This window comes from Pseudarthrobacter oxydans (assembly GCF_030812335.1).
GTDB lineage: Bacteria > Actinomycetota > Actinomycetes > Actinomycetales > Micrococcaceae > Arthrobacter > Arthrobacter oxydans_B.
On record NZ_JAUSSN010000012.1, the window covers coordinates 78842 to 105299 of the forward strand.

Genomic DNA, 26458 nt, shown 5'->3' on the forward strand with positions numbered 1-26458 from the left:
TCTCCGGCTGTCATAAATCGGCGCGCGAGGCGTTTGCGGCTGGCACGCTTCCTTCTGACAAGGGGCTGCTGGCCGCGGACGGTCAGTGGATGAGGGCCAGCAGGACGCCCACGGCCATGAATAGCACGCCGAACGTCCGGTTGAGGATCCGCTGCCCCCGGGCATCGTGCGTGAAGCGCTGGAAGGACTTGGCCGCGGCGGCGAAGAAGAACCACATGACGAGGATGTCGATCACGATCACGGTCGCGGACAGGGCCAGGTACTGCGGCAGCAGCGGCTCCTCCGGGCGGATGAACTGCGGCATGAAGGCCAGGAAGAACACGATCGCCTTGGGGTTCAGCAGGTTGACCCACAGGCCGCGGCGGAACATGGAGAAGGCCGGCTCGTTGCGCAGCGCGGCAGCCTTTTCCTGGTCCAGATCGGGTTTGTGCCGGAACTGCTGGATGCCCAGGTAGACGAGGTAGGCGGCACCGGCATAGCGGATCACGTTGAACGCGACCGGCGAGCTGGCCACCAGTACCCCGACGCCGAGGGCCACGATGACGATGTGCACCACCAGCGCGGCCTGCTGGCCCAGGATGCCCCAGATGGAACGCCGGAAACCGGAGTTCAGGGAATTGCTCATGGTGTTGATGGCGCCCGCACCGGGCGTGAAGCTGATCAGGACGCCGGCGCCCGCCAGGGCCAGCCACAGGGAGGGTTGCACTGATTCAGTGTACGGCCGCGGCCGGACCTCTCGGGCCGGTGCTTCACAACGCCGTCGCCTCCGGACGCTGTCAGGCGCCGGCCGGTCCACACGAGGGGTTGCACTGTGCGCAGTAGCACCGGTCCACCTTCGAATGGGACCAGTGGAGCATGGTTCTCGGAAGGTCGTCGTGGCTTGGATACTGGTCAAAGTACATCCGCGCGCGGGCCGACATGTATCCTGTTTCGTCCATGGCGATGTGACCGATCAGATGCATCCCCCGTTCGGCCGCCTTCGATTCCAAGATGCGGGCCTCGTCAAGAACTGGATCTGAGCCGCAGTACTCTTCACTGAATCTGCCAGGGTGGGCGATCGCAAAGTATCTGGTGTATTCCCGGTCCAGCGCCGTCAGAACAGTTTCGTGGAACGGGACCAGGCTGCCCGCGAAATCGCTGGCGATGACCTCCACGCTGTTCAGTTGCATTTCCGCGTCCAGGGCAATCAGGACGAGCCTGGGCGTGAGTTTTCCGTCCTGGACGATGAGCGGGTGGGCGAGTATTACGAAGTCAAAACCTGCTTGGATGATCATGTCTTGATGCTAGAAAACCCGGCTTTCGGGCTCTAGGGCGGACTGCCGCTATGTGGAGAACGGGCGGCTGAGTGACGCCGGGTCGCTACTATTGCGACTGTGAAAGTGCGCCGCGCGTCAGCCCTCCTGTTGTTCCTGGTGCTCACGGCGTTAACGGCAGGTTCCGCTGCATCGGCGCAGGCCAGCGTGCCGGAACCGGTTCTCGTCGCGGCCGGGCCAGGAGACCGCGAACCTCAGCCGGCGCCGGGAACGGGGCCTCTGTGGGGAGTGCAGCTTGACTGGTCGAAGGATTCGGCCGCCGAGTATGCCCGGCGTCTGGGGCAACCGGCCGCCCTCTATGCCCACGAAATGTCGCTGCCGGTTCAGGAGGACGAAAAGACTTTCATCCCGCAGTTCCTGGAACAGGCGGGGGCCGCCGGCGCCGATGCACTGATCACGGTCAATCCGAGGATTCCCCTGGCACAAATCGATGCGGAGGCCTCGGCCGGGCTGGCGCAGGACATCAAAGTGATGGCTGAGGGGTTCGGCGGTCGGCTATTCATCCGTTTCGCCCCCGACATGAACGCGGGATGGGCGGCCTGGGGACAGAAGCCGGTGGAGTATATTGCGGCGTTTCGTGCCGTGACGGCCGCGGTGCGTGGAGCAGTGGAAGAGCCGGTGATGGTCTGGTCGCCCTTCCAGGGTAGGGACTACCCCTTTGTTCAGGCTCCGGACGTTGCCCAGCCCGGCAGCCCGGGCTTTAAGGTCCTGGACACGAATTCGGACGGCGTCTGGAACCTGGAGGATGCGGCCTACTCGCCGTATTACCCCGGGGACGATGCGGTGGACTGGGTCGGGCTGTCTGCGTTCCTTGACGACTCTGTGGGCGGGCCGCCGGTCAACTCCCTCCCTGCGGCCGATGGCCTGACCCGCATGCTCGGACCCGCACAGCCGGTCCGGGCCGCCGTGGACGCGGACTTCTATGCCAGCTATGCCGTCGCCAGGGCCAAGCCGCTGCTACTGGAAACGGGGGCTTTCTACAGCCCGGCAAGCGGTGGACCCGCTGAAGCGGACATCAAAAGTGCGTGGCTGAGCCAGATACTCGCGTCCCCGGCCGCCGGATACAACAACGTCCGGGCAGTGCTGTGGAACGAAACCGTTGAACTGCGCGCCTCCGGTGAGGTCGCCATCGACTGGCGCCTGACGGCGGACCCGGGCACCGCCTCGACGCTGGCCGCCGGGCTCAAACAGGCCGACTTCCAGACGGGCGCCCCGACGGCGGCAGCGGGCGGGGACGCTGCCAGCAGCCCACCGGGCGGCAGGGTAGTCGCCGGCGGCTGGGCGTGGCTGGCTGCCGCGGCGGTGCTGGCGCTGGCCGCCGCGTTGTGGGTGCTCCCCTTCCGCCGGCCGGCAGCACGGTCCTGGGCCTATCAGGAAGAGCACGTCCGGGACAGGCGGGTGGACATGCTGCGCGGCATGGCGATCCTCTTCGTGGTCGTGAACCACGTCGGCCTCACCTCGCTGTTTCAGCTGCTGACCCAGGAAACAATTGGCGCGGTCTCCGGCGCGGAATTCTTTGTCCTGCTTTCCGGAGCGGTGCTGGGCATGGTCTACGGTCCAAAGATCAGGGACAACCCCGGGGACGTGGTGGACAAAACCACCGGCCGTTCCTGGAAGCTCTACGTGACGGCCCTGACCGTCGTCATGACGGTCTTCCTCATCAGTCTCATCCCGCTGATCCAGAGCTCGGTCCTGACCTCCTTCACCGACCAAGGGACCAGTGGGGCGGGCACCGCGGCGGCCGGCCGCAGCTATGACATGTATTCGGAGGTGGAGGGGCTGCTGCAGTTTCCGGTGCCGGCCTGGCTAATCCCGAAAATCCTGCTGCTTGAGTTCGGCCCGTGGCAATTCAACATCATGGGACTGTATGTCGTGCTCCTGCTGCTCAGCCCCTTGGTCCTGTGGGCGCTGTCCCGCAAGCTGGCATGGCTGGTTCTGCTGGTCAGCGCCGCCCTCTACACGGTCGGGGCCCTGTCCCGCATCCGTCTCCTGCCCTCCCAGTTCGAAGATTCCTTTCCCCTGTTGGTCTGGCAGATCCTCTTTGTCCTTGGCCTGACCGCCGGCTACTACCGCGGGCCCCTCGTGGAGTGGTTTTCCCGCCACAAGAGCGTGCTGGCCTTCTGCGCGCTGCTGACAGTCTTCTTTGCGCTGTTCGCCTGGTCCAACCCCTACCTGTCCAACGCCTACGACGTCCGCCTTGCCCTGCTGCCGGATGCCCTGCATCGGACGCTTTACGGCGGCTATTTCGGCCGGACGTATCTGGGCGCGGGACGGCTGATCAATGTCGTGGTGGTCGTCATTACCGCCTACACCCTCTTGACCGCCTACTGGAAGCTGCTGGATCGGGCGCTGGGCTGGTTCCTCATCCCGTTGGGGCAGGCCACCCTGTATGTCTTCATCATTCACGTGTTCCTGATCCTGGCCCTGGCCAATGTCCCCGCGCTGCAGCTGGGCAACATCTGGCTGAACACCGGCGCCTATGTGCTGGTGCTGGGCCTGGTGTGGACGATGGTCAAGACGAAGTTCCTGTTCCGGATCATCCCCCGCTAACCTCGCCCCGCCAGCTCCGCCCTCCACCGCCCCGGCCAGCGGAGACAGCCCGGCTGCGGGAGGCTAGGATGCAGTCAACGGCACGGTTTCAGTGCACACAGTCAGGCTTGGGGGAGTCGATGGACAGGATTGTCGGGACGATGATTGCCGGAGCCGTCCTGTTGACCGCCTCGTCCTGCGCGCTGCCAGGGGCCGGAGCGCCCGCAGCATCCGCCGCCCGGACCACAGCCGCCACCCCGGGCGCTGAACCCCAGCCGGACGTCACGTCCCAGCCGGCGGTCACGACGCCGTTCGCGGCGTATCCCGGGAGCGCAGCGAGCCAGACGGCCGTGGCTGTCCCCGGGGCGCGGTTCGCCAATCCCGACTACTACGCCATGCCCGGCCAGACAATCACCTTCGTTGTCACGGCGTCGCTGCCCCGCGGGGTCAGCACCGCGCAGTACGAATGGGACTTCGACGGCGACGGGGTCATAGATGAGGCGGGGCCGCTCCCCGTGACGACCCACAGCTACCCCGCCGTGTTCGAGGGCGCCGCGACGGTGCGGATCACCCACGTCACGGGAGGCTCGTCGACGGCATCGACCGGGGTCCATATCGGCCGGGGCCCGCGGGACGGGCTCCCCGCCGCGCCGGTCAACGTGAACGTGGTGGTGACCGCCCACTCGGACGGCATCAGCACCCTCCAAATATCGTGGGAACCGGGCGGGCCGGAGCCCTACCGCTGGGGCCTCACCGTGGACGGTTTTCCGGCCGGCATGGTGGAGGGCAAGGCGCGCACCGCGACCATGACGGACGTCCGCCGGGTCAAGGACGTGAAGATCGGCGTCGTCGGGTTCACCCAGAACGGCGGCATGGGAACCTCCGCCAGCGTGACACTCCCCGCGCTGGCGGATTAGGCGGCCGCCCGGCACCGATGCGCCTCACGCCCGGGCGATCACCTCGCCGTTGGGGATCAGGAACCAGCCGTCATCCGTGGAGCCCCAGCGGTGCCAGCCGGCCGAAATCCGGGCCAAGTCCGCGGCGTTGGCGAAGCCGTACTCGAGCGCCTGGTCCGCGAACGCCGAGTGCAGCACGCGTTCGCCCCAGACCCGGGCCTGCCAGCGGCGCTGCTGGCCGGTGGCGTAGAGCCAGTTGCTGCTGGAGGGGGCGACGTCGGTGAACCCGGCCGACTGGGCCCAGGAGACCAGGCGGCGGCCCGCGTCGGGCTCCGCGCCGTTGCGGCGTGCGATCCGCTGGTAGAGCTCCATCCACTCATCAAGTTCGGGGACGGCCGGGTACCAGCTCATGCCGTGGAAATCGGCGTCGCGCACGGCCACGATGCCGCCGGGCTTGGCGACGCGGCGCATTTCCCGCAGCGCGGCAACCGGGTCCGTGAGGTGCTGCAGCACCTGGTGGGCGTGCACGACGTCGAACGTTTCGTCCTCGAAGTCGAGGTCGTAAATGTTGCCGGCGACGAACTCGACGTTTTGCACGCCGCGCTCGGCCGCGAGGGCAGCCGCCTGGCCGATCACCTCGGGCGAGCGGTCCAGCCCGGTGACCATCCCGGGGGAGACCAGCTCGGCGAAATCGCAGGTGATGCTGCCCGGCCCGCAGCCGACGTCGAGCACCGACACCCCGGGGACGAGGTGCGGGATCACAAACGCCGCGGAGTTCTCCGCCGTCCGGGAGGCGTGGGCGCGGACCACCGACTCGTGGTGGCCGTGGGTGTACACGTCGTCAGGCTGCTGCGCACTCATAGGGAAACGCTACCGCTTCACCCCGGCAAATCCGCGAAATCGCCGGGAAAGCAGCCCCGCAAGACGGCAGGATTTCGTGTGTGGCCGTCAGTTTTGCCGCTTCTGGCCGGGGCGGTTCTGCGGATGATTAGAGGAGTGAAGACCAACAGCAGCACGCAGGCAGGGCTCGGCCTGTTCCGGGCCACCGGCATCTATGTCGGGGCGATCCTCGGCTCGGGAATCCTGGTGCTCCCGGCGATCGCCGCCAGGGAAGCGGGACCGGCGTCGCTCCTGGCCTGGGCCCTGCTGCTGGTGTTTTGCACCCCCGTGGCATTCAGCTTCGCGGAGATGAGCCGCCAGCAGCCCGACGCCGGCGGGATCGCGCACTTCGTTACGCGTGCCTACGGGCGGCGTGCCTCGGCCGTGGCCGGCTACCTGTTCTATTTCGCCATCCCCTTCGGCGCTCCGGCGACGGCCGTGATCGGCGGGAACTACATCGCCCATGCCCTGGGCGGCGGGCGCGGGACGGCGTTGGTCGCGGCCGCGCTGCTGCTGGCCGCCGCCTTTGCGGGCAACGCCGCCGGGATCCGGATGTCCAGCGGCATCCAGCTCGTGCTCATGGTGCTGCTGGTCGGGCTGCTGGCCCTGGCCGTGGCCCTGGCTGCGCCGTTTGCCAGGGCGGAGAACTTCGAGCCGTTCGCGCCGCAGGGCTACTGGGCCGTGGGCGGGGTGGCCAGCCTGCTCTTCTTCTGCTTCGCCGGCTGGGAGGCCGTCACGCACCTCGCGGGCGAATTCCGTCACCCCGAACGGGATCTCAAACGGGCCACCTGGCTCACGCTGGTCATCGTCGGTGTGGTCTACCTTGGCGTGGTCGCAGCCTCGGTCGCCGTGCTGGGCCCCGCCCTCCCGGGCAGCGAGGTGCCGATCGCGCAGCTGCTGGAAAAGGGGCTCGGCGGACTCGCGGCCCCGCTGACCGCCGTCGCCGCCGCGGTGCTAACCTTCGGCCCGATCAACACCTTTGTCGCCGGCGCCAGCCGGCTGGGTGCAAGCCTGGCGTCCGACGGCGTGCTGCCGCGGACGCTCGCGCGGGGCTCCGGTGCGGGCCAGGTGCCCGCGGCCAGCCTGGGACTGCTGGCGGTCATGACGTTCCTGTCCTTCGGGGCAGCCGCGGCCGGGCTGAGCGGCCTGCAGTTCCAGATCGCGGCGGCGTCGGCCTGCTTCACCGCCGTGACGGCGTTTGGCCTGCTTGCCGGGATCCGGCTGCTGCCCGCCCGGACGCCGGCCTGGTTCGGCGTTATTGCGGCCGCCGGTGTGATGCTGGCGGTGCTGCTGTTCAGCGGCTGGGCGCTCGCGGTCCCGCTGGGGCTGGCCGTGGCCGCCGTCTGGGCGGGCCGCCCGGCCGGCCGGAGGGTGCTGCTGAGGTCCGCCGGACGTCCGGGAAGGTCAACTACTGCGGGGCAGCTGGCGACGGTGCAGCTTGCGGCGGGGCCGTTGGCGGCGGAGTCGCTGGCGACGGTCCCCGCTGCGCCGCCTCCTGCCCCGCCCGGACCGTGGCATCGATCATCGAGGTCATGAACCGGGTGGCGATCTCCAGTTCCTCCGGGGTGAACTCGGCCATCGCGGCGGCCATGTGGCGGGCCAGCGGCTGGAACATGGCGCCGCCGTCGCGGTAGGCCTTGGGGGTCATCCGGAGCTGGACCTGGCGGCGGTCCGCGCCCTGCCGCTCGCGGACGACGTGGCCAGAGCTGTACAGCCGGTCGATCAGCGCCGTGGTGGCGGGTGAGCTCAGGTGGAGTTCCTTGCGGAGCACGCCGGGTGTCACGATCTGGTTCCTCGCGGTGTACTGCATGATCACGGCCAGGGCATTGAGGTCCGTCCGGTGCATGTCGTTCCGGCCGCCAGCGGAATCCACGTAGCGGTTGGCCTCCATGCTGAACTCCTGCAGCAGCCGGACCAGCGGCGGCGGTCCGGGAGTATCGGGAGATCCGGGCGATCCGGGGCGTACCGGGGGATCAACTGTCACGGTGCACCGTCCTCTCTCCCATGGCCTGCGGCGCCTGCTCCGCAGATGACGCCCTCCGGAGTTTACTTCAGCGCCACCGGCATCGGCCCCGGGGACGTCACGCGGTATTCCCACGTTTTGAGCGCCGAAGGGCTATCTCGCGTTTTTATCCCTGCGTCTTTATCTCTATGGTGGAGATAGTCTATTATGGACTCAATTCTACTCCTCCGAGGCAAGCACCAGAAGGAACCATGAACAAGACTCCACACGCCAGTGCCCGCGTTCCCTTCTGGCTGCGCTGGCTGGTTCCGGTCCTGCTCGTCATCACCTGGCTGGCCATCGCCGGGATCGGCGGACCGACCTTCGGCCGGCTGGAGGAGGTCTCCTCGAACGACCAGGCCTCCTTCCTTCCCGCCGGGGCCGAGGCCACTGCCGTCCAGGACTGGCAGGCCAAGTTCCGCGACACCAGCGAGATCCCAGCCGTCATTGTCATTGAAAGCGAATCCGCCTTCACCCCGGCCCAGCTCGGCGAGGTGGCCGCCCTGAAGGGCGGGCTGGAGGCCGTGGGCGGAGTCAGCACCGTCATCGGCCCCGTTCCGTCCGAAGACGCCCGGGCCGTGCAGTTCGTGGTCCCGATCGATTCGGCCGGCGAAGTGAAGGAAATCGTCCAGGAACTCCGCGACGAGGTGCAGGCCTCCGCCCCGAAGGGCATGCAGACCTTCGTGACCGGTCCGGCCGGGCTGACGGCGGACCTCGTCAGCGCCTTCGCCGGCATTGACGGCATCCTGCTGCTCGCGGCTCTCAGCGCGGTGTTCGTGATCCTGCTGATTGTCTACCGCTCCCTGCTGCTGCCGATCGCCGTGCTCTTCACCTCGGTCTTCGCCCTCTGCGCCGCCATCCTGCTCGTCTTCGGCATGGCCAAGCTCGGCTGGATCCAGCTCAACGGCCAGAGCCAGGGGATCCTGTCCATCCTGGTGATCGGTGCCGCCACTGACTACGCGCTGCTGTATGTGTCCCGGTTCCGTGAGGCGCTGACGCACACCACCAACCGGACGGCCGCCGCGCTGACGGCATGGAAAAATTCGTGGGAACCCATCATCGCCTCCGGCGCCACGGTCATCATCGCGCTCCTCTGCCTGCTGTTCTCCGATCTGAACTCCAACAAGGCCCTCGGCCCGGTGGCGGCCGCGGGCATCCTCTGCGCGCTCTTCGCCGCACTCACCCTCCTGCCGGCGATGATGGCGCTGCTGGGCCGCGCCGCGTTCTGGCCGTTCCTCCCCAAGCTGCTCCCGGAGACCGAGCGCGAGCCTGAGATCGTCACCGGCCTGGAGGGACAGAAGGGCATCTGGCGCGCCACCGGCTCGCTCGTGTCCCGCAGGCCCCGGACGGTCTGGATCGCCTCCGTGCTGCTGCTCCTGGTGGCCTCCGCCGGCGTCCTGCAGCTCAAGGCCAACGGCGTCCCGCAGACCGACGTCATCCTCACCGCCTCCAACGCCGTCGACGGCCAGGACGCCCTGGCCCGGCACTTCGACGCCGGCTCCGGCAGTCCTGCCGTGATCGTCGCCGACGAGGCGGCGGCGCAGGAAGTGCTGGAACAGACCAAGGCGACCGACGGCGTCGGGGATGCCTACCTGCTGGCCGACGGCGGCATGCCGATCATTCCGGGCGCACCCGCTGCCCCCGGCGCACCCACGGCTCCGGCGGTCCGGGACGGCAAGGTCCTGATCAACGCGACGCTGAACTTCGCCGCGGACTCCAACGACGCCGAAAACGTGGTGGTGGTTCTCCGCGAGGAACTTAAGAAGATCGACGACGGCACCCTGGTCGGCGGAGTGACCGCCACGGCCCTGGACACGAACACCACCGCCCAGCGTGACCTCGTCACCATCATCCCGGTGGTCCTCGCGGTCATCCTCGTGATCCTGATGCTGCTGCTGCGCTCCGTGCTGGCCCCGGTCCTGCTGGTCGCCTCCGTGGTCCTGTCCTACGGCGCCGCGCTGGGCGTCTCCGCCTTCGTGTTCAACAACATCTTCGGGTTCCCGGGCGCCGATGCCACCGTGCCCCTCTTCGGCTTCGTCTTCCTGGTCGCCCTGGGCGTGGACTACAACATCTTCCTGATGAGCCGGGTCCGGGAGGAAGCCCTGAAGCACGGCACCCGGCCCGGCATCCTGCGCGGCCTGGGCGTCACCGGCGGGGTCATCACCTCCGCCGGTGTGGTCCTCGCGGCCACCTTCGCGGCCCTGGGCGTCATCCCCATCATGTTCCTGGTGCAGCTGGCCTTCATTGTGGCCTTCGGGGTACTGCTGGACACCGTTCTGGTCCGGTCCCTGCTGGTCCCGGCCCTGGCCTTCGACATCGGCCCGCGGATCTGGTGGCCGAGCAAGCTGGGGCGCCCCGAGACGGACGCCGCCGCGCGCGGCCTGCGGCCCGCCCCGGAACCGGAGCCGGAGGCAGCCGAGGCGGGAATCCGCTAGCCGGACCCGCGACCGCAGCCGCCGTCACGGTTCCTGGACCCCCCACCAGGCAACCGTGGCGGCGGCTGCCGCTTTAAGCGGGGTCGGCCGCAGCCCCAGGGCGGCCTCGCTGGCGCGCGAGTCCATCACGAAGGGGTGCTCAAACTGGTACAGGGTCTCGGCCAGTTCCCGGGCCGCGGGGGACACAACGGCCATCGTCCGCAGCACCCAGCCGGGGACCCCGGCCACCCGCGGGGTCCGGGCGCCGGCGGCGGCCGCGAACGCCCCGGCGATCTCCCGCTGGCTCAGCGCCGGGCCGGTCGGGGCGTGCCACACCCGGTTCCAGAGCCCCGGAACCTGCGCGGCCCTGATCATGGCCGCGGCCAGATCCGGCACATACGTGAACGAATGCGGCAGCCCCGCGCTGCCGATCACCATCAGGGGTCTGCCCGCCAGGACCGGCTTCACCATCCGCTCGCCGGCATGCGAGCTGCGGACCCTGGGGCCGAAGAAATCGCTCGCCGCCACACTCACGGTGTCCGTCGCGGACGCCGCCCGGGCCTTCAGCAGTTCGGTCCGGATACCGCGCTTGCCGCCGCGGGCCTCGCGCGGGCCCTCCTCGGTCATCGGCCGGCCCGGCTCGCTGTAGGAGTACAGGCTTTCCGGGAAGACGACGACGGCGCCGGCCTCGCCCGCCGCGGCCAGGACCGTCGCCTCGGCGCGCGGGAGCTCCTCCGCCCAGGTCCTGGCGCTGTACTGCGAGCCGTGGATGCAGTGGAACACGGCCTTGGCGCCGCGGAACAGCCCGCCGAGCTGTGCCGGGTCCGACACATCCAAGGACTCCCTCTCGACGCGCGGGTGGTCGGGACCGGTGCCGGACCGGGTGAGCACCCGCACCCGGTGGCCCGCCGCGGCGAGCTGTTCGGTGACCGTCCAGCCGACCGGTCCGGCGCCGGTGACGACGAAGAGGGCCGGCGCCGGGGCCGGGGCCTCGGGGGATTCGGACGGCAACATGGGGCGCTCACTTTCGCTGTGGTCATTCACCTGCGGCCGGGCTGGGTCTGCCTTCGCCGGCCCTGCTCGGTGTTGAGAGCCGCGCCCTCCGACACCAGAATGCAGCCTGTGCCGGTACCCGGTCTACCGCTGTTCGACCCCCTGTTGCCTCCCGGCGGTGCTCGATAGACTGCCCGTGCGCCTGCCTGGGCGCGCCGAGGCTTCCAGGAAGGATCCAACCATGTCCGAAAACAACGAGTTTGATCGAACGGCAGCGGAATCCGGCGACGAGACCGCCGAGGCCGCCGAGGGCCAGTACGTCGAGGGTGACTACGGTACGGCCGGCACCGCCGGGGAGAACCCGCCCGAGGCCGCAGAAGGCGAATACCCCACCGGTGACTACGGGGCTGCGGGCGTCAGCGGCACCACCGCCGTCGGCGCGGAGGAGGGCGACTACCCCGAGGGCGACTATGGGGCGGCCGGTGCAGACGAGCCACGCACCGCCGCGGAGGGCGAATACCCCGAAGGCGACTACGGAACCGCCGGCGATGCGGGCGAAAAGGGGCGGACGCGGGACCATATCACTGGCGAAGCGGGCGAAAAGGGGCGCACGCGGGACGACTCCGCCGGCGAAGCGGACCGCCGGGACCGCTAGGCGGGGCACTTCGCGCACAGCGAAACGAGCGGCGGCCAGCCCGGCCGCCGCTCTGAAGCATGCTGGAATTCCGGGGAACTGGCCCGTCCGGGGACCCGCCAGGCCACCTTCCGAAGTCGGAGTTGAGCGTATCGCGCTCAACTTTGAATTGACTTTGAAACGGCTCTGAGTAAAGTTGAGTGCAGATCACTCAATAACGGCCGGACCCATGCGGTTGATACCGCTGCGGTCCGAGCCAGCTCAGCAAGTTTCCCCGGAAAGAAGGAAGCAACACATGTCACGTGCAGTAGGTATTGACCTCGGAACAACCAACTCCGTCGTCTCCGTTCTCGAAGGTGGCGAGCCCACCGTCATTGCCAACGCCGAGGGTGGCCGGACCACGCCGTCGGTTGTTGCATTCTCCAAGTCAGGCGAAGTGCTGGTCGGCGAGATCGCCAAGCGCCAGGCCGTCAACAACATTGACCGCACCATTGCTTCCGTCAAGCGCCACATGGGCACCGACTGGAGCGTCGCCATTGACGACAAGAAGTACACGGCGCAGGAAATCTCCGCCCGCATCCTCATGAAGCTCAAGAACGACGCCGAGTCCTACCTCGGTGAAAAGGTCACGGACGCCGTGATCACCGTTCCGGCGTACTTCAACGATGCCGAACGCCAGGCCACCAAGGAAGCCGGCGAAATCGCGGGCCTCAAGGTCCTGCGCATCGTCAACGAGCCCACCGCGGCCGCACTGGCCTACGGCCTGGACAAGGGCAAGGAAGACGAGCTCATCCTCGTCTTCGACCTCGGCGGCGGAACCTTCGACGTCTCCCTCCTCGAGGTGGGCAAGGACGAAGACAACTTCTCCACCATCCAGGTCCGCTCCACCGCAGGTGACAACCGCCTCGGCGGCGACGACTGGGACCAGCGCGTCGTGAACTACCTGCTGAACCAGCTCAAGGTCAAGGGCATCGACCTGTCCAAGGACAAGATCGCCCTGCAGCGTCTGCGTGAGGCAGCGGAGCAGGCCAAGAAGGAACTCTCCTCCTCCACGAGCACCAACGTCTCGCTCCAGTACCTCTCCGTCACCCCCGACGGCCCGGTGCACCTGGACGAGCAGCTGACCCGCGCCAAGTTCCAGGACCTCACCAAGGACCTGCTCGAGCGCACCAAGAAGCCGTTCCACGACGTCATCAAGGAAGCCGGCATCCAGCTTTCCCAGATCGACCACATCGTGCTGGTCGGCGGCTCCACCCGTATGCCCGCGGTCTACGACCTGGTCAAGGAGCTCGCCGGCGGCAAGGAGCCGAACAAGGGCGTGAACCCGGATGAGGTCGTCGCCGTCGGCGCCGCCCTGCAGGCCGGTGTCCTGAAGGGCGAGCGCAAGGACGTTCTGCTGATCGACGTCACCCCGCTTTCCCTCGGCATCGAAACCAAGGGCGGCATCATGACGCACCTGATCGAGCGCAACACGGCCATCCCGACCAAGCGCTCCGAGACCTTCACCACGGCGGATGACAACCAGCCGTCCGTGGCCATCCAGGTCTTCCAGGGCGAGCGCGAGTTCACCCGCGACAACAAGCCGCTGGGCACCTTCGAGCTGACCGGGATCGCTCCGGCCCCGCGCGGCGTCCCGCAGGTCGAGGTCACCTTCGACATCGACGCCAACGGCATCGTGCACGTCTCCGCGAAGGACAAGGGCACCGGCAAGGAACAGTCCATGACCATCACGGGCGGTTCCAGCCTCTCCAAGGAAGACATCGACCGCATGGTCAAGGACGCCGAGGAGCACGCAGCAGAGGACAAGGCCCGCCGCGAGGCAGCCGACACCCGCAACACTGCCGAGCAGCTCGCGTACTCCGTGGACAAGCTGATCGCCGACAACGCCGACAAGCTGCCGGAAGAGGTCAAGACCGAGGTCAAGGCCGACGTCGACGCCCTCAAGACCGCCCTCGAAGGCACCGATGACGCAGCCGTGAAGACCGCGTTTGAGAAGCTGCAGGCGTCCCAGAGCAAGCTCGGCGAGGCCATCTACGCCCAGGCAGGTTCCCCCGACGGCGCCACCGGCGCCCAGGGTGCCCCCGCCGGTGAGAAGGCCGCAGGCTCCGACGAGGACATCGTCGACGCCGAGATCGTTGACGAAGACGAGAAGAAGTAATCATGCCGCACCACGGTAACGAAGAAGAGCACGGTTCTTCCGAGAGCCGTCGCGACGCCGAACAGCGGGAGAACGAGCCGCAGAAGCCGATCATCCACGACAACCGCAAGGTTGATCCGAAGACCGGCCAGGCCCGCCACCCCGACCAGGAGCGCGCCAGCGCCGCCTCGGCAGACTCGGACACGGACGCCGGGGACGCCCTGTCCCAGGCGGAGGACATCCTCAACAGTGTGGAGGTGCCGGCCGCGGAGTCCGTGGCGCAGGGCGCCGACGTCGCGGAAGCGGAGGAGCTCAGGAATGACCTGCGCCGCCTGCAGGCCGAGTACGTCAACTACCGCAAGCGCGTCGAACGCGACCGTGCCGTGGCGGGGGAGATGGCCGTCATCGGCGTCCTGAACTCCCTGCTCCCGGTACTGGACGACGTCGACGCCGCCCGCCAGCACGGTGACCTCACGGACGGACCGTTCGCCGCGATCGCCGCCAAGCTGGAGAATGCGCTGAAGACGTACGGCCTGGTGCGCATCGATGAGACCGGCGTGGAGTTCGACCCCACGATCCACGAGGCCCTCATCCAGCAGCCCGGACCGGATGTCGAAATCGACACCGTCAGCCAGGTCCTGCGCTCCGGCTACAAGTCCGGCGACCGGGTCCTGCGGGCCGCCCAGGTCATCGTGGCTGTTCCGGCGTAGCAGTACCCCATCGAAGTGACAGTTCGCGCCCGTGTTTCGACCAAACATCGGCGCGAACTGTCACCTCGGCACACAGATTTGAAAGGAAACGCCATTGGCTAGCCAGGACTGGGTGGACAAGGACTTTTACAAGATCCTTGGAGTCGCCAAGGACGCTTCCGACGCCGACATCAAGAAGGCTTACCGGAAGCTCGCGCGGCAGCACCATCCGGACACCAATGCGGGGAATGTCGCTTCGGAGAAGAAGTTCAAGGACATCTCCGAGGCCTACTCCGTGCTCTCCGACGCCGACGAGCGCCAGCAGTACGACGCCATCCGGGCGATGGGCGGGGGAGCCCGGTTCGCCCCGGGCGGTAGCGGCGGCGCCGGCGGCGGGGCCGGCTTCGAGGACCTCTTCGGCGGGCTGTTCACCGGCGGCAGCGGACGCCACTCCGGCGGCTACAGCACAGCCGGCGGCATTCCGCCGGAGTTCGCCGATCTCTTCGGCGGAGCGGGCGGCGGCTTCGGCGGCGGCGGGCAGTCGTTCCAGCGGGCCCCGCAAAAAGGCGCGGACCGGACGGCGTCGACCTCCATTTCCTTCGCCGGATCCATCCGCGGCACCACCATCGGCCTGCGTGAACCGGACGGCGAAGTCATCGACGTCCGCGTCCCGGCCGGCATCAAGGACGGCCAGAAGGTCCGGGTCCGCGGCAAGGGCCAGTACGGTCCGGCCGGAAACGGGGACCTCATGGTCACCGTCTCGGTGAAGCCGCACGATTTCTACGTCCGCGACGGCGACAACCTGCGCATCCACGTGCCGGTCACCTTTCCGGAGGCCGCCCTGGGCGCCGACATCGAGGTCCCGACCATCGACGGCGACAAGGTCAAGGTCCGCGTCCCTGCCGGCACGCCGTCGGGGCGCACCCTCCGCGTCAAGGGCCGAGGCGTCAAGCACTCCAGGGCCACCGGGGACCTGCTGGTGACCATCGACGTCGCCGTCCCGCGGAAGCTGAACAAGGAAGCCGAGGAGGCCGTCAAGGCCTTCGCCGCGGCCACCGCCGGCGAGGACGTCCGCGCCGAACTGGCAGCCAAGGCCCGGCTCTAGGAGCGGACGCCCGCCATGGCCATCGACTACGAGCAGCCGATCTTCGTCATCTCCGTCGCCGCGGAACTGGCGGACATGCACCCCCAGACGCTGCGGCAGTATGACCGGCTGGGCATCGTCTCGCCCAGCCGCGCCCCCGGCAAGTCCCGCCGCTATTCGCAGCGCGACATCACCATGCTCCGCGAGGTGCAGCGGCTCTCGCAGGAGGGCGTCTCCCTCGAAGGCATCAAACGGATCCTCCAGCTGGAGAACCAGGTGGCCGCCCTGCAGCGGCGCGTCGCCGAGCTGAGCGAAGAACTCGAACGCCGCCCCCGCAGCCTGGAGTCCCGCATCTTCGCCGCCGGCGCCGCGGGCGACGTCGTCAGCCTGGCCCGCGGCAAGCGCCCCCGGGCCCGGTCCCAGGCCGTCGTGGTGTGGCGGCCGCGGAACGGCGAGTGACGCCGCCCGACGCCCGCCGCCCGGCGCTGTCCGCGCCGTCCAAGTAGTCGGCTGCCCTAGGGCAAGTAGTCGGACCCGGGCCCCGGGTAGTTCCCGGCCCGAAAGACGGGTACCGGGTTTGCGTGACTTCGGGGCCGCCCGGCCGTTTGAATTGTCCTGCACGAACGACTGGCATCACAGCCAGCGAAGCAGCGAGGACCGCCGGGGGGCGCCGCATGTTTGATCCATTTTCGCCGGGCAGACCGGCACCTGCACCCGCACTGATCGCGGGCAGGGCATGAACTCCGGGCTCCAGGCCCTGGCCATGTTCGCAGGATCCATCACGGGCTCGATCCTGCTGACCGTGGGCCAGACCATCGTCGTCATCTGCGTCTGCTTCGACATGGTCCGTGCCCTCTCGGTGCCGCGGTCCCACCGCCGGTACGTGGCCAACACCGTCTTCACCACCCTGGCCTGGCCCTCGATCCTGATCTGCGCGGTCAGCGTGCTGATCGATGCCGCGAGCGGGACATGGAAGGACGTCGCCGCCGGGGTGTTCATGATGGTCGTGGTGACCTACCGGTGGAAGCACGGCGGTGATGAGGACAGCTGGTGGAAGGGCAAGGGCAAGAAACTGGCCACGTGGTTCCGGAAGCAGACAATATCCCGGTCCGTCACTGCGCCGGCTGCGGCCTGACCCCAGCGTTACTGTCAGGGGCGGCTCCCCGTCAGTCGGTGAACAGCGCGGCTAGGTCCTCGGCCGTCAGCGCTCCGCCGGAGAGTGTGTCGCCTTCCATGACGTCCGCGAACAGCTGGGACTTCCTGGCCTTGAGTGCCATGACCTTTTCCTCGATGGTGTCCTTGGCGACCAGCCGGTAGACCATGACGTTCCGGGCCTGGCCGATCCGGTGCGTGCGGTCCACGGCCTGCGCCTCGGAGGCGGGGTTCCACCACGGGTCCAGCAGGAACACGTAGTCCGCCTCCGTCAGGTTCAGGCCGAAGCCGCCGGCCTTGAGGCTGATCAGGAACACCGGTGCGGCGCCGTTCTTGAACTCGTTCACGACGTCGGTGCGGTTGCGGGTGCTGCCGTCGAGGTAGCAGAACTCGATGTTCTCTTCGACGAGCCGTTCGCGGACCTTGCCCAGGAAGCCGGTGAACTGGCTGAAGATCAGGGCCCGGTGCCCTTCCGCCACCAGGTCCTCCAGCTGTTCGAAGAGCACATCGAGTTTGCTGGACCGCACACCGGAGAGCGAGGGGTCGATCAGCGAGGGATCCAGGCTGAGCTGCCGGAGCAGGGTGAGGGACTGGAAGATGGTGAAGCGGTTCTTGTTGACGTCGTCGATCAGGCCCAGGATCTTCTGCCGCTCCCGCTGCAGGTGCGTCTGGTAGACCTTCTGGTGCCGCGGGTTCAGCACCACCTCGAGGATCTGCTCCTGCTTCGGCGGAAGGTCGTGGATGACCTGCTCCTTGGTGCGGCGCATCATCAGCGGTCGGACCCGGCGACGCAGCTTGTCCAGCTGGGCCTTGTCGCCGTTCTTCTCGACCGGCTTCTGGTAGTACTCGGCGAACCGCTTCGGGCTGGAGAAGAGCCCCGGCGCGACGATGGAGGTGAGCGCCCAGAACTCCATCAGGTTGTTCTCCAGCGGGGTGCCGGTGATGGCGAGTTTGAACACCGCCGGGAGTTTCCGGGCGCACTGGTAGGCCTTGGACTGGTGGTTCTTGACGAACTGGGCCTCGTCCAGGACCAGGCCGGCCCACTCCTTGGAGGCATAGGCCTCATAGTCGATCCGGAACAGGGCGTAGGAGGTGATGACGATGTCCGCCCCCGCCATAGCCTCCGCGGGGCTCGAGCCGCTCTTGGCAAAGGTCTCGCCGACGGCGCGCACCGTGAGGCCGGGGGCGAACCGCGCGGTCTCGGCCTCCCAGTTGCCCACCACACTCGTCGGGGCAACGACCAGGAACGGCGCAACGCCGGGCGCAGCACTCGCGGGACCCGGCGCGGGAGGCACCGTGCCGGCGGCCTCAGCGCCGGCGGCCTCAGCGCCGTCGGACGCTGCGGCGGGCCCGGACGCCAGGTCCTTGGCGGCGCAGATCAGCGCCAGCGCCTGCACGGTCTTGCCCAGTCCCATGTCATCGGCCAGCACCCCGCCGAGTCCGTGTCGGTAGAGGAAGCTGAGCCAGTTGAAGCCCTCCAGCTGGTATGGGCGCAGCTCGGCGTTGAGGGTTGCGGGCAGCGGGAGGCCCTTCACGCCGCCTTCCAGCAGCCCGCCGACAGCCTCGCGCCAGGCCGCGGCCTGTTCGTCCACGATGCCCAGTTGCGCGAGCTCGTCCCAGAGCCCGGCCTGGAAACGGCTGATCTGCAGCGGCGCGTCCTTGTTGTCCTGCAGTTCCCGCGCCTCTTCAATCAGCGCCCGCAGCTGGTGCAGTTCGGGCAGGTCCAGGGAGAAGTAGGCGCCGCTGGGCAGCAGCATCTTGGTCTGGCCGGCGGCGAGGGCGGAGAAAACGGCCGCGAAGGACACCGGCTGGCCCTCCAGGGAAATCTGGATGCCCAGGTCGAACCAGTCCCGCTGCTCGGTGGCCTTGGTGGAGATGGACACCACCGGGGCCTCCTCGGCCTCGCGGTAGTCGGCGATTTCGCCGGCCGTGTCCACGCTGACGCCGGGGACCTCGCGGAGCGCAGGGAGCAGCTCCTCGGTGAAGGCCAGGGTGTCGAGACCGCTGAGCTCGGCCGAGGCTGCCAGCCGCGGTGTTCCCCAGCCGCCCGTGGCCGACTCGCCCAGCGCCGGCACCACGTCCCAGGGCTGTCCGAGGGCTTCGAGGATGCGGGCCTCGGCAGGGTCGTCCCGGTAGCCGTGATCGCCGGGGTGGCGCCACAGCGGCTGCGACGTGACGAGCGTGCCGGCCTTGTAGTGCCACTCCCAGTGCAGCCGGACCCTGTGGTCGGCGCCGTAATTCGCCAGCAGCGACAGGGTGGGAACAGCCAGCTGGGGCAGCACCACGGACTCGTCGGAGGCCGTGACCCGGGCGCTCTGCTTGAGTTTGGGGTAGAAGCCGGTCAGGAAGCGGCTCTCGTCCCGGGCCGGGATGTGCAGCGTGGTGCCCGCCGTGACGAAGGTCAGGAGCTCCTCGCTGAGCCCGCCCTCCAGCGGGGCGAGCGTGATGGCGGAGTCCGTCGGGGCGACTCCGGGCAGGGCGTCCGCCCCGGAGGTCAGGAAGATCCCGTGCGCCGGGCGCCCGATGGTCCCGACGGTCGCCGGATCAACCACCTCCCCCTCCACGGTGATGCTGGGGGCCAGGGACAGCCCGCCGTCGTCCCCGCCGGCGGCGGCGGGCACGACGGCGCCGTTCCCCTCGACGGGGGCCGGCGCGTTGCCGAACCGGGTCAGGTTGAGCCCGACGGCGGCCGGCTGTTCAACGAGGCGCACGGGCTCCGGGCCCCGGCTGTGGACCAGGGCGAGGCCGATCTTCCCGGCCTGGGCCAGCAGGCTCCACAGGTTCTTCCCGGCATAGGTGTTCAGGCCCAGCCACAGCCCGGTTCCGGCGTGCTGGCGGTTCGCCTGGGCGGTGTGCGACGCGAGGAACTCCTGCATCCACTCGACGTGGGACTCGTTGCATTCGCGCCGGTAGCTCAGGTAGCTCAGCGTGTTCCAGGAGACATCGCCGCGGATCCATTTGCCCTTGGCGCCCATGATCACGGGACGGGCCTTCAGCTGGCGCACGCTGCGCAGCGGATCCCGGCGTCCGGTGTAGGAGAAGTGCGGGGCGGGTTCTTCAATCTCGAACTGGAGCGCCAGCGGGACCCCGCTGGTGGACTGCGTGATCCCCGGCTGGGCGATCAGCGGGCTGAGGGCCTGTTCCCAGTCCGGGACCTCGAGCACCGGGGCCTGCCGGGACAGCCGGCTGACGTCGGCGGGGGCCAGCAGCTGGACCCGGATCGCGGGGTTGTCCTCGGCTGCGAACAACAGTGCGGCCACATGCTTGCAGTCCTTCCGGACCGGGCAGCTGCAGACGCCGACGGTGCAGCTCCAGCCGCCCGCCTTCCGGACCAGCTTCGCCGTCGTCGAATACGGCACGTCGGCACCGCCCCGCACCTTGCCGAGCATGAGTCCGGTGGCGGCGTCGAAGGAAATGCCGGAAACGCGGCTCCCCATGGCGTAGGCGAGCCCGGCCGCGAGGGAGCGGTCGTTGATCGCGGGAGTCTGTATTGCCAGTGCCGCACTATCGTCCGGGTGGGAGGGCATGTGCGCACTACTTTCGGCAGTTGGTCATCGGATCCATCTTAGCGAGCCTGACCGGTCTCCCCGTACTGGGTGCCCGGCTATGTGGATATCCGGCCGCGGGACGTGCCGGGCCCTGACACCCAAACTTCGCCGGACGTTCAGCTGAGGCTCAACCCCGGGGCCGGCGGCGCCACGTAGCGTGGAAAGGGTTCGGAGCGCCACCGCCTTCAGCAGTGAGGATTTTCCATGAGCAACAGCCTTTCCACCACCCTTTCCGCCGCCGGCCACGCGACGGTCCTGCCGCGGGAGATCATCAACGGCAGCGACGCGGACGTCGTCGACGCGAATGTGGACGTGGTCAACGCCATGTACGCGGAGCTGCTCGACGTCGGGGAAATCGCGCCGAACGCGCTGCGCAGCTACTACGTCGACTTCTACCTGACGCAGGCGCTGGGCGGCGGGTTCGCCCAGTACGTGTTCACCGCACCCGAACGCGAGGACATCGACGCCTACGTCCGGGCCGGGCTGGAAAACATGGGGGCCGCCGAGCACCTGAACCTCTTCAACCGCACCGTGGCCGCTTTCGAGGCCCTCTCCGAGGAGGAGGCCGACGCGTATCTTGACGGGGACGCGGATCTGGACGGCGGCACGGACGTCCCGGCAGCGGTCCGGCTCCTGGAGGAGCTCGACGGCGAGTTCGAGGCGCTGCTGGAAACCGAGGACATCACCGCGCTCAACGCCGCCTGGCTGCGGGGCCAGGCAGACCTCCTCGTCCTGGACGAGGAGGAACTCGACCGCCACATCGCCGAGCGGGTCTCCCGGATCCCGGACCTCGCGGAGCGCCAGGCCGAGGCGGCCGAGGATGACCTGCTGGACACCCCGGAATTCGAGATGATCATCCGCGAGCTCTGTAACGTGGCCGGCCACACGCTCCTGAAGATCACCATGGGCGACCCCAACTATGACCACGACGGCCAGACCGCCCTGGCGTGGCATTTCACCACGGACCAGGGCGAGTTCCTCATGCTCGACGACGACCAGCAAGCGGTCATGATCCACCCGGACACGAAGGAGATTCTGGCCGCTGTCGAGTTCGAGGTCGAGGACGACTGAGCCGGGCCGTCGGCCGCCGGGGCTGACTTTTGTTAGTACCCGGCGGCGCCGGTGATCATGTCACCGGTCGGGGCGACGAGGTACCAGACGCCGCCGACGCCCTGGCCCAGGATGTCCCCGGCAGCCAGGTCCTTGGCGTAGTAGTACACGGGCATCCCGTTGATGGTGAGCTGCTTTTGGCCGTCCGGGGTGGCGATGGTGCCCACGGTGCCGGTGACGCCGTCGACGGCTGGTGTGTCGGCGGCGGCGAGGACCGGGGGCCACGCGTCGAGGCAGCCGCCGGTGCAGCTGCTTGTCCCGGAGTCCTTGACGTCCTTCGTGTAGTAGTAGACGCTCATGCCCTTGCCGTCGACCACAATCCTGCCGGCGGCCGAATCCGCGACCTTGAGGTCCGGGGCGGCCGCGGCAGGTGCCGAGGTCGACGCCGGAGCCGAGGTCGCCGCGGCGCTGCCGGGCGGCGTTGTGGCGGCCGCCGACGTCGGCGACGTGCCCGTCCCGCTGGTGCCGGCACAGCCGGAGAGCAACGCGGCGAGGGCGACAGCGGACAGGCCGATGCTGAGGTGCTTTTTCATCTGCTGCTCCTTGACTCGAACCGGCCAACTGGCCAGGCCGGCGCTACCCGTTACGACGGCCCCGGGGGAAGAATGGTTCACAGCAGGTACCGGGCGGGCAGGCCTTGGGCGGCGCCCGGACTCCGCGCGTGAACCGTTCCGGCGGTCCGCGCGTCATAAGGGGCAGCAGCGCAAACCCTCAGGGCCAGGGAGGACGGTCATGTCGCTGGACGAAGACGTGGTGGCGGCGATTTACCGCGACCACGGGCCGGCGCTCCGGCGTTTCGTGCTCAGCGCCTGCCGGGACCCGCAACTGGCCGATGACGTGGTGCAGGAGACCATCCTGCGGGTCTGGCAGCAGGCCCCCCAGATCACCGGGAGCCTGCGCAGCTACCTGTTCCGGACGGCCCGCAACATCATGATCGACAACTACCGCAAGGCCCAGCGCCGGCCCCGCGAGACGTCGGACCGGGAGCTGGCCGACCCGGCCGACGGCGCGGAACGCGTCAACGAACTCCTCAACCGGGTGCTGATGGAAGAGGCGCTGCTGCGGCTCAGCGCCGAGCACCGGGACGTTCTGGTGGCCCTCCATTACCGCCGCTACACCGTCCAGGAGGCATCGGTCAGCTTGAAGATCCCGAGCGGGACAGTGAAGTCCCGGGCGTTTTACGCAGTGCGGGCCCTCCGCGCGATCCTCGATGAGATGGGGGTGGAACGGTGAGCGGCACGGAGCTGCACCAGCTGCTCGGCGCCTACCTGCTGGGCGGTCTGGAGCCCGGCGAGGCCGCGGCCTTTGAGCAGCATCTGGGCAGCTGTGCGGACTGCCGGCAGGAGCTGGACGATCTGGCCAGCCTCCCTGCGCTGCTGGACGCGCTCCCGGTCCCCGACGCAGTGGCTCTCGCCGCCGCGGCGCCTGCCGCTGCCGGGCGGGAATTGTCGACGTCGGATCCCGCGCTGTCGGAGCCCTTGCCGCCGGCCGCCGTGCCCCGGCGGATGCTCCAGGAACTGTCCAGGCGCCGCCGGAACGTCCGACGCCGCTGGAGTGCGGCGCTCGCCGCGGCGGCCGCGGCGTGCCTCGCGCTCGGGGTCCTGGCCGCGCCGCTGGTCAACCCGCCGCCCAAACCGGACGCCAGCTACTCCGTCCAGGCCAGTGACGGACTGCAGATCACGGTGGGCATGGTGAAGAAGACCTGGGGCACCGAGCTCGCGGTCGACGGCCGGAGCCTTCCGGTGGACGGCACCTTCTCGCTCTGGGTGAAGGACAGCGACGGCGTCGAAGACCGCGCCTGCGCGTGGACGGCAACGCCCAGCGGCCGGGTCAGGATCACCGGGGCCACGCCCCTGCAGCTCTCCAACATCGCCAGTGTCGAGATGCGGGACGGGCAGCAACAGACCATGGCGGTCATCGCCGTGCCGCGGGGATAACGGGGTCGAGGGGGCGGCCGCAAAAACTGTCGGACCTCCCTGCTCTACTCATGTTGGGGGAGCCGACGGCTTTCCCACCACCTGCGGCCCGCACGTCCGCACCGGCGATTGGGGATTCGTTATGGAACAGGCTTTTGTGGTTGTCACCTCCGGGAAAGATCTGGCGCTGCAGCTGACTGCGGCCGGGCGGACTAAACCGGCGGCGGTGATCTCCTGGCATCCGGAGCAGCGGGAAAACAGAATCGACGTCGAACATATCGCCCGGGAAATCGGTGATCTGGCCGACGTTTTCTGGCTTGAGAACGGTCCGGAGAGTTATGCCTTCGGCGACAGTCTTCCGTCCGGCGCCCACGTGTTCGGCAACGCGGCACGGGTCTATGCGGAGGATCGTCGCTGGATGACGGCAGTGCACCGCAGCCCGCTGCGGATGGCCCGGGACCGCGAAGCGGCTGTCCGCGCGGCCGAGGACATCATCGAGGACGTGCTGGGCCTGATTACCGTGGTCCCGCCGAAGTCTGCGCCGGTCCGTACCCTGCCCCGGCGCGTCCGGGGCACCATCAAGGCCTTCGCCAGCGCCGGTTCCCGGGCCATCGTTGAACTGGGCGACGGCAGCTGCTGCACCATCCAGCGCGAGCACGTGGTTCCGCCGGTCCGCCTCGACTGGATGCTGGACCTGGGTCAGCCCGTCGAGGGCGACCTCAGCGCTGAGGACAGGACCCTTGACATCAACGGGCTGAAGACCGCGCCTCGTCTCGCCGAGCTCTACCGGCCCGGCGACCTGGTCCTCGCCCTGGCCGAACAGGTCAGCGCCAAAAACGCGAAGCTCACCCTTTACCCTGGCTCCAGCTGGACCGTTGACCAGGCCCGGATCTCCTCCAACCCCCTCGACGCCGCCGACAGCCTCGTGACGGAAGGCGAGGTGGTGGTGGCGCGGTTCCTCCGGGTGAACGGGGCGGTGGTGTTGTCACTGCTCGACGTCGACGATGACGCCGACGTCGTGCCCGCGCCCGCGCTCCTGGCCGGCGGCACGCCCTGGCTGCGGTCCGGGCGGCACCTCACCGAGCAGCCAACCTCGGGCCGGACGTTCCCCGCCGAGGCCCCCACCAGCCCCGGGACCGGCGGAACCGGGGCCGCGGAGCAGGGCAGCGCTTCCGCGGCGGCGGGGCGCGCTCCGAAACCGTCGGCGGCGCTGATGACCGCCCAGCTCCAGCTCGAAGCCGAACGGCGGAAGGTCTCGGCCCTGCAGGAACTGGTCGCCGCGGCCGGCCACGCCGGGGCCGGACTGGTCAGCCTCCAGCAGGAGCAAGATGCCCTGCGGCGGGAACTCGGGACGGAACAACAGATCGCGGAGGATGCCCAGGCGGCGCTGGAGAACGCGGAGGTCCGGCTCGCCCGGCGGAATGAGGAACTTCTGGACCTCAGGGCCTACAAGCGCCGGACGCAGCCCGCGCTCAAACGCGCCCTGGCCGCCGGTTCGGACGCGCTGTTCGCGACGGCCTCAGAGCGCCTGCGGCACGATGTGTACCTCGCGTGGGCCAGGAACGTTCCGGCGTCCGAGAAGGCACGGCAGCCGCTGCCCTTGGACTGGACGGCCGGACCGGAGTTCGCGGCGTCCCTCTACGGTTTCACCGAGCCGGGCGTCGCGGCAAAGGCGCTGAAGGCCATGGTGGAGGTCCTGACCGGGACGGCGGACCGGAACGCGGCGCGTGAAGTCCACGCTCTGCGGGCCAACGCGGGCGCAGACACAGCCCAGCTGGTGCGCGAGAACGGGTCAAAGTGTTACCGCGCGGCGATCGAGCAGAATGTGGCCGCGGCGCGGCGGCTGCACTACTGGCGTCTGCCGGATGGATCGATTGAGCTGTCGCGCGTCGTGGTCCACGACGACTTCAAGCCCTGACCCCGGCGGGGCGGGTCAGGGGTTGGCCGCCGCGCAAAACCGCGGTCAGGCCGAAGTCACCATCGACCGCCACGACGTCGGCGCGCAGGCCCGGCTTCAGGCTGCCGATCCGGTCCTCGAGGCCCAGGATCCTCGCCGGAACCAGGGTCGCCGCCTTCACCGCGTCTTCGGGCGCCACCCCGGCCCCGATGGTCCTCCGGACCACCTCGAGCAAGGTGGCCGTGCCGCCGGCGAGGGCCCCGTTGCTCTTGAGGGCGGCCACGCCGCTGCGGACCACCACGGCGGAGGGGCCCAGCTCGTAGTCGCCGTCCGGCAGGCCGGTCGCCGCCATGGAATCGGTGACGAGGACGACGTTGTCGGCGCCGACCAGCTCGAACACCATCCGCACCGTCTCGGGGTCCAGATGGACGCCGTCGCCAATGAGTTCCACGGCGACGGTGCCGCTGGCCGCCAGGCGCAGGCACGCCGCCGCGGGTCCGGGACTCCGGTGGTGGAGCGGCGGCATCCCATTGAACAGGTGCGTCACCGTCGGACGCCGGCCAGCTCCGGCCCCGACGGCCCGCAGGGAATCGGCCGCGCCCGTCAGGGAGTCCGCGGCGGTGCGGGCGTCGGCGTCGGTGTGGCCCAGCGACGGCGTGACACCGTTGGCGGTGAGCGTGCTGACCAGCCGGCCGGCTCCAGGCAGCTCGGGGGCATACGTCATGGTCCTGAGCGTGCCGCCGGCCGCGCGCAGCAGCCGGTCGAGCAGCTCAAGGTCCGGGATCCGGAGCCACTCCGGATTCTGCGCCCCGCAGCGGGCCGGTGAAAGGAACGGGCCCTCGGCGTGGATGCCCGCAATGAGCCCCTCGTCCGCCAGCGGTCTCAGCACCCCGATTCCCCGGAGGAGTTCCTCCGCTGGCGCCGTCACCAGACTGGCCAGCAGCGTTGTTGTTCCGCTGCGGTGCAGGAAATCGACGGCGTCGCGGCATGCGCGGCTGCCGCCGGTGGGGAAGCTGCCGCCTGCCGCGCCGTGGCAGTGCAGGTCGATGAGGCCGGGGAGGATCGAGCTGCCCGGCGGAAGGGTGATTTCCCGTGCGCCCCGGAAGCCTGCGGCGCCGAACCCTCGCCGGGGCCCGGCATAGGCGATCCGGCCGCCGGCCACCGCGACGACGGCATCGGCGGTGGTGTGCCCGTCCGAGATCAGTGTTCCGGCCAGGACATAGGAGGACTCCGGGGCGGCTGCGCGGAGGTCCGGGCTGGGCATG

At 69.0% G+C, this 26458-nt stretch carries 21 protein-coding genes and 1 pseudogene; 14 read left to right on the top strand and 8 right to left on the bottom strand.

Annotation, left to right across the window (positions count from 1 at the left end; genetic code table 11):
* Positions 1 to 82: 82 nt before the first annotated feature.
* A complete protein-coding gene (locus J2W14_RS18225) occupies positions 83 to 706 on the bottom strand; it encodes a LysE family transporter (protein ID WP_307465136.1) in 624 nt (207 codons plus the stop codon).
* A 70-nt stretch (positions 707 to 776) separates the two neighbouring features.
* Complete coding sequence (locus J2W14_RS18230) at positions 777 to 1274, bottom strand: hypothetical protein (RefSeq protein ID WP_307465138.1); 498 nt, start codon at positions 1272 to 1274, stop codon at positions 777 to 779.
* Positions 1275 to 1622: 348 nt separating this feature from the next.
* Here J2W14_RS18230 and opgC point away from each other — a divergent pair, with 348 nt between their 5' ends.
* Both opgC and J2W14_RS18240 read left to right on the top strand, forming a co-directional pair.
* The gene (gene opgC, locus J2W14_RS18235; RefSeq protein ID WP_307465140.1) at positions 1623 to 3863 is read left to right on the top strand and encodes an OpgC domain-containing protein; all 2241 of its coding nucleotides are present in this window, start codon (positions 1623 to 1625) and stop codon (positions 3861 to 3863) included.
* A 119-nt stretch (positions 3864 to 3982) separates the two neighbouring features.
* Entirely contained in the window at positions 3983 to 4759 is a 777-nt protein-coding gene (locus J2W14_RS18240) for a hypothetical protein (RefSeq protein ID WP_307465142.1), read from the top strand.
* 24 nt (positions 4760 to 4783) lie between these two features.
* Here the strand turns inward: J2W14_RS18240 and J2W14_RS18245 are convergent, their stop codons facing one another.
* Positions 4784 to 5599, bottom strand: a complete 816-nt coding sequence (locus J2W14_RS18245) for a methyltransferase domain-containing protein (protein WP_307465144.1) — start codon at positions 5597 to 5599, stop codon at positions 4784 to 4786.
* Between the two features lie 123 nt (positions 5600 to 5722).
* On the opposite strand from J2W14_RS18245, the pseudogene J2W14_RS18250 reads away from it, so the two are divergent.
* Positions 5723 to 6925, top strand: a pseudogene (locus J2W14_RS18250) (APC family permease); the annotation flags it as partial.
* Between the two features lie 100 nt (positions 6926 to 7025).
* Here J2W14_RS18250 and J2W14_RS18255 read toward each other — a convergent pair.
* Complete coding sequence (locus tag J2W14_RS18255; protein WP_370871348.1) at positions 7026 to 7601, bottom strand: MarR family winged helix-turn-helix transcriptional regulator; 576 nt, start codon at positions 7599 to 7601, stop codon at positions 7026 to 7028.
* A gap of 230 nt (positions 7602 to 7831) precedes the next feature.
* On the opposite strand from J2W14_RS18255, the gene J2W14_RS18260 reads away from it, so the two are divergent.
* Positions 7832 to 10054 (top strand): MMPL family transporter, encoded by a 2223-nt coding sequence (locus tag J2W14_RS18260; protein ID WP_307465146.1) that lies wholly within the window; start codon positions 7832 to 7834, stop codon positions 10052 to 10054.
* Between the two features lie 24 nt (positions 10055 to 10078).
* On the opposite strand, the gene J2W14_RS18265 is transcribed toward J2W14_RS18260, so the two are convergent.
* Positions 10079 to 11047: an NAD-dependent epimerase/dehydratase family protein gene (locus J2W14_RS18265; protein WP_307465148.1), complete on the bottom strand. Its 969-nt coding sequence runs from the start codon at positions 11045 to 11047 to the stop codon at positions 10079 to 10081.
* A gap of 220 nt (positions 11048 to 11267) precedes the next feature.
* Here J2W14_RS18265 and J2W14_RS18270 point away from each other — a divergent pair, with 220 nt between their 5' ends.
* The 6 genes from J2W14_RS18270 to J2W14_RS18295 all read left to right on the top strand — a co-directional run bounded on the left by J2W14_RS18270 (position 11268) and on the right by J2W14_RS18295 (position 16705).
* Entirely contained in the window at positions 11268 to 11681 is a 414-nt protein-coding gene (locus J2W14_RS18270; protein WP_307465150.1) for a hypothetical protein, read from the top strand.
* A gap of 274 nt (positions 11682 to 11955) precedes the next feature.
* Positions 11956 to 13818: a molecular chaperone DnaK gene (gene dnaK, locus J2W14_RS18275; protein WP_307465151.1), complete on the top strand. Its 1863-nt coding sequence runs from the start codon at positions 11956 to 11958 to the stop codon at positions 13816 to 13818.
* A gap of 2 nt (positions 13819 to 13820) precedes the next feature.
* Positions 13821 to 14507 (top strand): nucleotide exchange factor GrpE, encoded by a 687-nt coding sequence (locus J2W14_RS18280; RefSeq protein ID WP_307465152.1) that lies wholly within the window; start codon positions 13821 to 13823, stop codon positions 14505 to 14507.
* Positions 14508 to 14601: 94 nt separating this feature from the next.
* A complete protein-coding gene (locus J2W14_RS18285; RefSeq protein WP_307465154.1) occupies positions 14602 to 15591 on the top strand; it encodes a DnaJ C-terminal domain-containing protein in 990 nt (329 codons plus the stop codon).
* Positions 15592 to 15606: 15 nt separating this feature from the next.
* Positions 15607 to 16029 carry a heat shock protein transcriptional repressor HspR gene (locus J2W14_RS18290; protein ID WP_307465156.1) on the top strand — a complete coding sequence of 141 codons (423 nt, stop codon included), beginning with the start codon at positions 15607 to 15609 and terminating at the stop codon, positions 16027 to 16029.
* A 277-nt stretch (positions 16030 to 16306) separates the two neighbouring features.
* The gene (locus J2W14_RS18295) at positions 16307 to 16705 is read left to right on the top strand and encodes a hypothetical protein (protein WP_307465159.1); all 399 of its coding nucleotides are present in this window, start codon (positions 16307 to 16309) and stop codon (positions 16703 to 16705) included.
* A gap of 31 nt (positions 16706 to 16736) precedes the next feature.
* Here the strand turns inward: J2W14_RS18295 and J2W14_RS18300 are convergent, their stop codons facing one another.
* Positions 16737 to 20249, bottom strand: a complete 3513-nt coding sequence (locus tag J2W14_RS18300; protein ID WP_307465160.1) for a DEAD/DEAH box helicase — start codon at positions 20247 to 20249, stop codon at positions 16737 to 16739.
* A gap of 225 nt (positions 20250 to 20474) precedes the next feature.
* Here J2W14_RS18300 and J2W14_RS18305 point away from each other — a divergent pair, with 225 nt between their 5' ends.
* A complete protein-coding gene (locus tag J2W14_RS18305) occupies positions 20475 to 21341 on the top strand; it encodes a DMP19 family protein (protein WP_307465162.1) in 867 nt (288 codons plus the stop codon).
* A gap of 32 nt (positions 21342 to 21373) precedes the next feature.
* On the opposite strand, the gene J2W14_RS18310 is transcribed toward J2W14_RS18305, so the two are convergent.
* A complete protein-coding gene (locus J2W14_RS18310) occupies positions 21374 to 21913 on the bottom strand; it encodes a COG4315 family predicted lipoprotein (protein WP_307465165.1) in 540 nt (179 codons plus the stop codon).
* 199 nt (positions 21914 to 22112) lie between these two features.
* Here J2W14_RS18310 and J2W14_RS18315 point away from each other — a divergent pair, with 199 nt between their 5' ends.
* The 3 genes from J2W14_RS18315 (at position 22113) to J2W14_RS18325 (ending at position 25214) form a co-directional block, all read left to right on the top strand.
* A complete protein-coding gene (locus tag J2W14_RS18315; RefSeq protein ID WP_307465167.1) occupies positions 22113 to 22613 on the top strand; it encodes a sigma-70 family RNA polymerase sigma factor in 501 nt (166 codons plus the stop codon).
* On the top strand, positions 22610 to 23317 hold the full coding sequence (locus J2W14_RS18320) for an anti-sigma factor family protein (protein WP_307465169.1): 708 nt from the start codon (positions 22610 to 22612) through the stop codon (positions 23315 to 23317). The genes J2W14_RS18315 and J2W14_RS18320 overlap by 4 nt, the downstream gene beginning before the upstream one ends.
* 121 nt (positions 23318 to 23438) lie before the next feature.
* Positions 23439 to 25214 carry a hypothetical protein gene (locus J2W14_RS18325; protein ID WP_307465171.1) on the top strand — a complete coding sequence of 592 codons (1776 nt, stop codon included), beginning with the start codon at positions 23439 to 23441 and terminating at the stop codon, positions 25212 to 25214.
* Here J2W14_RS18325 and nagA read toward each other — a convergent pair.
* Positions 25204 to 26457 (bottom strand): N-acetylglucosamine-6-phosphate deacetylase, encoded by a 1254-nt coding sequence (nagA, locus tag J2W14_RS18330; RefSeq protein ID WP_307465173.1) that lies wholly within the window; start codon positions 26455 to 26457, stop codon positions 25204 to 25206. The genes J2W14_RS18325 and nagA overlap by 11 nt on opposite strands.
* Between the last annotated feature and the right edge of the window lies 1 nt (position 26458).

Coding starts and splice junctions, on each gene's coding strand:
- J2W14_RS18230 (WP_307465138.1), bottom strand. CDS start 1,274: ATGATCATCCAAGCAGGTTTTGACTTCGTAATACTCGCCCACCCGCTC.
- opgC (WP_307465140.1), top strand. CDS start 1,623: ATGTCGCTGCCGGTTCAGGAGGACGAAAAGACTTTCATCCCGCAGTTC.
- J2W14_RS18240 (WP_307465142.1), top strand. CDS start 3,983: ATGGACAGGATTGTCGGGACGATGATTGCCGGAGCCGTCCTGTTGACC.
- J2W14_RS18245 (WP_307465144.1), bottom strand. CDS start 5,599: ATGAGTGCGCAGCAGCCTGACGACGTGTACACCCACGGCCACCACGAG.
- J2W14_RS18260 (WP_307465146.1), top strand. CDS start 7,832: ATGAACAAGACTCCACACGCCAGTGCCCGCGTTCCCTTCTGGCTGCGC.
- J2W14_RS18265 (WP_307465148.1), bottom strand. CDS start 11,047: ATGTTGCCGTCCGAATCCCCCGAGGCCCCGGCCCCGGCGCCGGCCCTC.
- J2W14_RS18270 (WP_307465150.1), top strand. CDS start 11,268: ATGTCCGAAAACAACGAGTTTGATCGAACGGCAGCGGAATCCGGCGAC.
- dnaK (WP_307465151.1), top strand. CDS start 11,956: ATGTCACGTGCAGTAGGTATTGACCTCGGAACAACCAACTCCGTCGTC.
- J2W14_RS18280 (WP_307465152.1), top strand. CDS start 13,821: ATGCCGCACCACGGTAACGAAGAAGAGCACGGTTCTTCCGAGAGCCGT.
- J2W14_RS18290 (WP_307465156.1), top strand. CDS start 15,607: ATGGCCATCGACTACGAGCAGCCGATCTTCGTCATCTCCGTCGCCGCG.
- J2W14_RS18295 (WP_307465159.1), top strand. CDS start 16,307: ATGAACTCCGGGCTCCAGGCCCTGGCCATGTTCGCAGGATCCATCACG.
- J2W14_RS18300 (WP_307465160.1), bottom strand. CDS start 20,249: ATGCCCTCCCACCCGGACGATAGTGCGGCACTGGCAATACAGACTCCC.
- J2W14_RS18305 (WP_307465162.1), top strand. CDS start 20,475: ATGAGCAACAGCCTTTCCACCACCCTTTCCGCCGCCGGCCACGCGACG.
- J2W14_RS18310 (WP_307465165.1), bottom strand. CDS start 21,913: ATGAAAAAGCACCTCAGCATCGGCCTGTCCGCTGTCGCCCTCGCCGCG.
- J2W14_RS18315 (WP_307465167.1), top strand. CDS start 22,113: ATGTCGCTGGACGAAGACGTGGTGGCGGCGATTTACCGCGACCACGGG.
- J2W14_RS18325 (WP_307465171.1), top strand. CDS start 23,439: ATGGAACAGGCTTTTGTGGTTGTCACCTCCGGGAAAGATCTGGCGCTG.
- nagA (WP_307465173.1), bottom strand. CDS start 26,457: ATGCCCAGCCCGGACCTCCGCGCAGCCGCCCCGGAGTCCTCCTATGTC.